Annotated in this window: 5 protein-coding genes and 1 tRNA gene; all 6 read left to right on the top strand. The window is 55.9% G+C overall.

The genetic code is table 11. From position 1 onward, the window contains the following. Window positions 1-135: 135 nt before the first annotated feature. The 6 genes from pncC (at window position 136) to ABLV30_RS26105 (ending at window position 5,942) form a co-directional block, all read left to right on the top strand. Window positions 136-633, top strand: a complete 498-nt coding sequence (gene pncC, locus ABLV30_RS26080) for a nicotinamide-nucleotide amidase (RefSeq protein ID WP_014226512.1) — start codon at window positions 136-138, stop codon at window positions 631-633. Window positions 634-713: 80 nt separating this feature from the next. Then, complete coding sequence (recA, locus tag ABLV30_RS26085) at window positions 714-1,772, top strand: recombinase RecA (protein WP_004104808.1); 1,059 nt, start codon at window positions 714-716, stop codon at window positions 1,770-1,772. 71 nt (window positions 1,773-1,843) lie between these two features. Then, window positions 1,844-2,344, top strand: a complete 501-nt coding sequence (recX, locus tag ABLV30_RS26090) for a recombination regulator RecX (RefSeq protein ID WP_009651620.1) — start codon at window positions 1,844-1,846, stop codon at window positions 2,342-2,344. A 130-nt stretch (window positions 2,345-2,474) separates the two neighbouring features. Further along, the gene (alaS, locus tag ABLV30_RS26095) at window positions 2,475-5,102 is read left to right on the top strand and encodes an alanine--tRNA ligase (protein WP_265800400.1); all 2,628 of its coding nucleotides are present in this window, start codon (window positions 2,475-2,477) and stop codon (window positions 5,100-5,102) included. A gap of 238 nt (window positions 5,103-5,340) precedes the next feature. Next, entirely contained in the window at window positions 5,341-5,526 is a 186-nt protein-coding gene (csrA, locus tag ABLV30_RS26100) for a carbon storage regulator CsrA (protein ID WP_000906486.1), read from the top strand. 323 nt (window positions 5,527-5,849) lie between these two features. Further along, window positions 5,850-5,942: transfer RNA gene (locus ABLV30_RS26105), tRNA-Ser, on the top strand. Window positions 5,943-6,000 lie beyond the last annotated feature (58 nt).

Raw genomic sequence — 6,000 nt, forward strand, 5'->3', positions numbered from 1 at the left:
CTATCCGAAAATGCAGCGTTGGCTATAGCCGATGTTTTTCGCCAGCCGACTCGTAAATTCGTTACCTCGTCCCCATATCTTCGTTGAAAGTGCTATCTTTGATGGCCTCTTTGTACAGCTTACGTGGGGCGACGAATGACAGATTCGGAATTAATGCAGCTGAGCGAGCAGGTGGGGATGGCGCTGAAAGCGCGCGGTGCGACGGTGACCACGGCGGAGTCCTGCACCGGCGGCTGGGTCGCCAAAACCCTTACCGATATCGCCGGCAGTTCGGCATGGTTTGAGCGCGGTTTCGTCACTTACAGCAATGAAGCGAAATCGCAGATGATTGGCGTCAGCGAAGCGACGCTGCTTAGCCATGGCGCGGTGAGTGAACCGGTGGTGGTGGAGATGGCCATCGGCGCGCTGCGTGCGGCTCGCGCGGACTATGCCATTTCGGTCAGCGGCATCGCCGGGCCGGACGGCGGCAGCGCGGAAAAGCCGGTGGGAACCGTCTGGTTTGGCGTGGCCAGCGCCAGCGGACAGGGCGTAACCCGGCGCGAATGCTTTGCCGGAGACCGCGAGTCGGTACGCCGCCAGGCCACGGCCTACGCGCTAAATCTCCTCTGGCAACAATTTCTACAAAATACTTGATACTGTATGACTATACAGTATAATTGCTTCAACAGAACAGAATTCACTACCCGGTTACACCCGGCATGAGAGGAGTAATAATGGCTATCGACGAAAACAAACAGAAAGCGTTGGCGGCAGCACTGGGCCAGATCGAAAAACAATTCGGTAAAGGCTCCATCATGCGCCTGGGTGAAGACCGTTCCATGGATGTGGAAACTATCTCCACCGGCTCGCTTTCCCTTGATATCGCCCTGGGCGCAGGCGGCCTGCCGATGGGCCGTATCGTCGAGATCTACGGGCCTGAATCTTCCGGTAAAACCACGCTGACGCTGCAGGTTATCGCCGCCGCGCAGCGCGAAGGCAAAACCTGTGCGTTTATCGATGCGGAACACGCGCTGGACCCGGTTTACGCACGCAAGCTGGGCGTCGATATCGACAACCTGCTGTGCTCCCAGCCGGATACCGGCGAACAGGCTCTGGAAATCTGTGACGCGCTGGCGCGTTCCGGTGCGGTAGACGTTATCGTCGTTGACTCCGTTGCGGCGCTGACGCCGAAAGCGGAAATCGAAGGCGAAATCGGCGACTCTCACATGGGCCTCGCGGCGCGTATGATGAGCCAGGCGATGCGTAAACTGGCGGGCAACCTGAAGCAGTCCAACACCCTGCTCATCTTCATCAACCAGATTCGTATGAAAATTGGCGTGATGTTCGGTAACCCGGAAACCACCACCGGCGGTAACGCGCTGAAGTTCTACGCCTCCGTGCGTCTGGATATCCGTCGTATCGGTGCGGTGAAAGAGGGCGACAACGTTGTCGGCAGCGAAACCCGCGTTAAAGTGGTGAAAAACAAAATCGCCGCGCCGTTTAAACAGGCTGAATTCCAGATCCTCTACGGCGAAGGGATTAACTTCTTCGGTGAGCTGGTCGATCTCGGCGTGAAAGAGAAGCTGATTGAGAAAGCCGGCGCATGGTACAGCTATAACGGTGATAAAATCGGTCAGGGTAAAGCGAACGCCATCTCCTGGCTGAAAGAGAACCCGGCTGCGGCAAAAGAGATCGAGAAGAAAGTTCGTGAACTGCTGCTGAGCAATCAGGACTCCACGCCGGACTTCGCGGTTGATGGCAACAGCGAAGCGGAAACCGAGCAAGATTTCTGATATCGTCTGAACAGACTAACAAGGGGCCGCTTATGCGGCCCTTTTGCTTTTTTTGATTAGCGAGGCTGACCGTGACTGAAACTTCATCCCGCCGCTCTGACTACGCCAGGCTGCTGGATCGCGCGATTCGCATTCTGGCAATGCGCGACCACAGCGAACAGGAGCTAAGGCGAAAGCTGGCTGCACCGGTCATGAGCAAAAACGGCCCTGAAGCGTTAGATGTGACGCCGGAAGAGGTCGATAAAGTCGTTGAATGGTGCATTGAGAACCGCTATCTGGACGACGAACGCTTTGTCCGTCAGTTCATTGCCAGCCGCAGCCGCAAGGGGTACGGCCCGGCGCGCGTCCGCCAGGAGCTAAAGCAGAAGGGGATCTCCCGCGAGACGACAGAGGCAGCCATGCGCGAGTGCGAAATCGACTGGGCGCGGCTTGCCAAAGAGCAGGCGCAGCGAAAATATGGCGAACCCCTGCCCAGCGTATTTGCAGAAAAAGTCAAAATTCAGCGCTTTTTGCTCTACCGCGGCTATCTGATGGAGGATATTCAGGAAATCTGGCGAAATTTTGCAGATTGACCCATCCGGGATTTTACTTCCCCGTGAAGAAAACTTATCTTATTCCCACTTTATTTTCGTGAGTAGCCTGCCGGTCGATACTGGGTAGTGGCTGCCAGCGACATTTCGTTAGCTTGATTTCAGGATAATTATGAGCAAGAGCACCGCTGAGATCCGTCAGGCGTTTCTCGACTTTTTCCATAGTAAAGGACATCAGGTAGTTGCGAGCAGCTCCCTGGTGCCGCATAACGACCCGACCCTGCTGTTTACCAACGCCGGGATGAACCAGTTCAAGGATGTTTTCCTTGGTCTCGACAAACGTAATTATTCGCGCGCGACCACCGCGCAGCGTTGCGTTCGTGCGGGTGGTAAGCACAACGATCTGGAAAACGTCGGCTACACCGCGCGTCACCACACCTTCTTTGAAATGCTGGGTAACTTCAGCTTCGGCGATTACTTCAAGCAGGATGCCATCAAATACGCATGGGAACTGCTGACCGGTGAAAACTGGTTCGCCCTGCCGAAAGAAAAACTGTGGGTGACCGTCTACGAAACCGACGATGAAGCGTTCGATATCTGGGCAAATGAAGTTGGCGTACCGCGCGAGCGTATTATCCGCATCGGCGACAACAAAGGCGCGCCGTTTGCTTCCGATAACTTCTGGCAGATGGGTGACACCGGGCCGTGCGGTCCATGCACCGAAATCTTCTTCGACCATGGCGACCATATCTGGGGCGGCCCTCCGGGAACGCCGGAAGAAGACGGCGATCGCTATATTGAGATCTGGAATATCGTCTTCATGCAGTTCAACCGTCAGGCTGACGGAACCATGGAGCCGCTGCCGAAGCCGTCCGTAGATACCGGTATGGGCCTCGAGCGTATTGCCGCCGTGCTGCAGCACGTCAACTCCAACTACGATATCGACCTGTTCCGCGATCTGATTAAGAGCGTGGCGAAGGTTACCGGCGCGACCGATCTCTCGAACAAGTCGCTGCGCGTTATCGCTGACCACATTCGTTCCTGCGCGTTCCTGATTGCCGATGGCGTTATCCCGTCGAATGAAAACCGCGGCTACGTGCTGCGCCGCATCATTCGTCGCGCAATTCGCCATGGCAACATGCTGGGCGCGAAGGAGACCTTCTTCTGGAAACTGGTTGCCCCGCTGATTGACGTGATGGGTTCCGCCGGCGAAGAGCTGAAACAGCAGCAGGCTCAGGTTGAGCAGGTGCTGAAGACCGAAGAAGAGCAGTTTGCCCGTACGCTGGAGCGCGGACTGGCGCTGCTGGATGAAGAACTGGCTAAACTGCAGGGCGACACGCTGGACGGCGAAACCGCTTTCCGCCTGTACGACACCTACGGCTTCCCGGTTGACCTGACCGCGGACGTTTGCCGCGAACGCAACATCAAGGTTGACGAAGCCGGCTTTGAAGCCGCGATGGAAGAGCAGCGCCGTCGCGCGCGCGAATCCAGCGGCTTTGGCGCGGACTACAATGCGATGATCCGCGTCGACGGCGCCTCTGAGTTTAAAGGCTATGACAGCCTGGAACTGAATGGCAAAGTCACCGCGCTGTTTATCGATGGTAAAGCGGTTGACGCGGTGAACGCCGGTCAGGAAGCGGTTGTTATCCTCGACCAGACGCCGTTCTACGCCGAATCCGGCGGCCAGGTGGGTGACAAAGGAGAACTGAAGGGCGCCGGTTTCTCCTTCCAGGTCAGCGACGCGCAGAAGTACGGCCAGGCAATTGGCCATATTGGTAAACTGACCAGCGGTTCGCTTAAAGTCGGCGACGCCGTGCAGGCCGATGTCGATCAGGCTCGCCGCCAGCGTATCCGCCTGAACCACTCCGCGACGCACCTGATGCACGCGGCGCTGCGCCAGGTTCTCGGTACGCACGTTGCGCAGAAAGGCTCTCTGGTCAACGACAAAGCATTGCGCTTCGACTTCTCGCATTTTGAAGCGATGAAGCCGGAGGAGATCCGTGCGGTAGAAGATCTGGTGAACGCGCAAATTCGTCGCAACCTGCCGATCGAAACCAATATCATGGATATTGACGCTGCGCGTGAATCCGGCGCGATGGCGCTGTTTGGCGAGAAGTATGACGATCGCGTTCGCGTGCTGAGCATGGGCGATTTTTCCACCGAGCTGTGCGGCGGTACGCACGCCTCGCGCACCGGTGATATCGGCCTGTTCCGCATTACCTCTGAATCCGGTACCGCCGCGGGCGTGCGCCGTATCGAAGCGGTGACCGGCGAAGGCGCGATGGCGATGCTGCACGCGCAGAGCGATCTGCTGGGCGATATTGCACAGCTGCTGAAAGGGGATACCCACAGCCTTGGTGACAAAGTCCGCGCCGCGTTAGAACGCAGCCGTCAGCTGGAAAAAGAGCTGCAGCAGCTGAAAGAGCTGGCTGCCGTGCAGGAGAGCGCAAATCTCTCCAGCAAAGCGGAAGAGATTAACGGCGTTAAGCTGCTGGTCAGCGAGCTGGCCGGCGTTGAGCCGAAAATGCTGCGTACTATGGTTGACGATCTGAAAAATCAGCTGGGTTCAACGATTGTCGTGTTGGCCACGGTCGCAGAAGGTAAGGTTTCTCTGATTGCAGGTGTGTCTAAGGATGTGACAGACCGCGTGAAAGCCGGGGAACTGATTGGTATGGTCGCCCAGCAGGTGGGCGGTAAAGGGGGCGGTCGTCCGGATATGGCGCAAGCCGGCGGTACCGATGCGTCTGCTCTCCCTGCTGCGTTAGCCAGTGTGAAAGGCTGGGTAAGCGCAAAACTGTAATAACTATAATTGCATAGATGCTGTGATTCTCGGATTACAGCATCTTGCGCGAGAAGCACTGATAACGATAAAGTCGGGTTGAAGTTGTGTATATCGGCTAAACTTAGGTTTAACAGAATGTGATGCCGTGACTGCTTACACCGTAGGGTGTTTGTCATCGCTTACTTTTTGGCGTTATATGATGGATAATGCCGGGATACGAGAGACCCGACTCTTTTAATCTTTCAAGGAGCAAAGAATGCTGATTCTGACTCGTCGAGTTGGTGAGACCCTCATGATTGGAGATGAGGTCACTGTGACAGTTTTAGGGGTGAAGGGTAACCAGGTACGTATTGGCGTTAATGCCCCTAAAGAAGTCTCCGTGCATCGTGAAGAGATCTACCAGCGTATCCAGGCTGAAAAATCCCAGCAGTCCAGTTACTAAGGTTTTCGCGCCTCGCTATTTTGTGAGGCGCCTCCTTCCACCCGCCGTTTTTGCCAATTTTCCTCTCCGATAGCCTCTCATTTTTGTCTCTTTCTCCGCATCCGCGACAGTTATCTTTTGCGTTAGCCGCGGCGTAATCAGCAATTTCTTGTTGATAAAATACTCTTTTTGCCGTTTTCACAGGCTAATTGCGCGGGAAGTGTGCAAACGAAAAAAAGGTCTCGAAAAAAGGTTTGACTTATAAGTACCAGAAAGTAATATGTGCGCCATCGCAGCGACGAAGAGCAGAAACAAGTTCTTCGAAGCACTCGTAAGAGGCGTGTGGTGAGGTGGCCGAGAGGCTGAAGGCGCTCCCCTGCTAAGGGAGTATGCGGTCAAAAGCTGCATCCGGGGTTCGAATCCCCGCCTCACCGCCATTTTGCATCCGTAGCTCAGCTGGATAGAGTACTCGGCTACGAACCGAGCGGTCGGAGG

Source organism: Klebsiella sp. CN_Kp113 (assembly GCF_040064585.1).
Classification (GTDB): Bacteria; Pseudomonadota; Gammaproteobacteria; order Enterobacterales; family Enterobacteriaceae; genus Klebsiella; species Klebsiella michiganensis.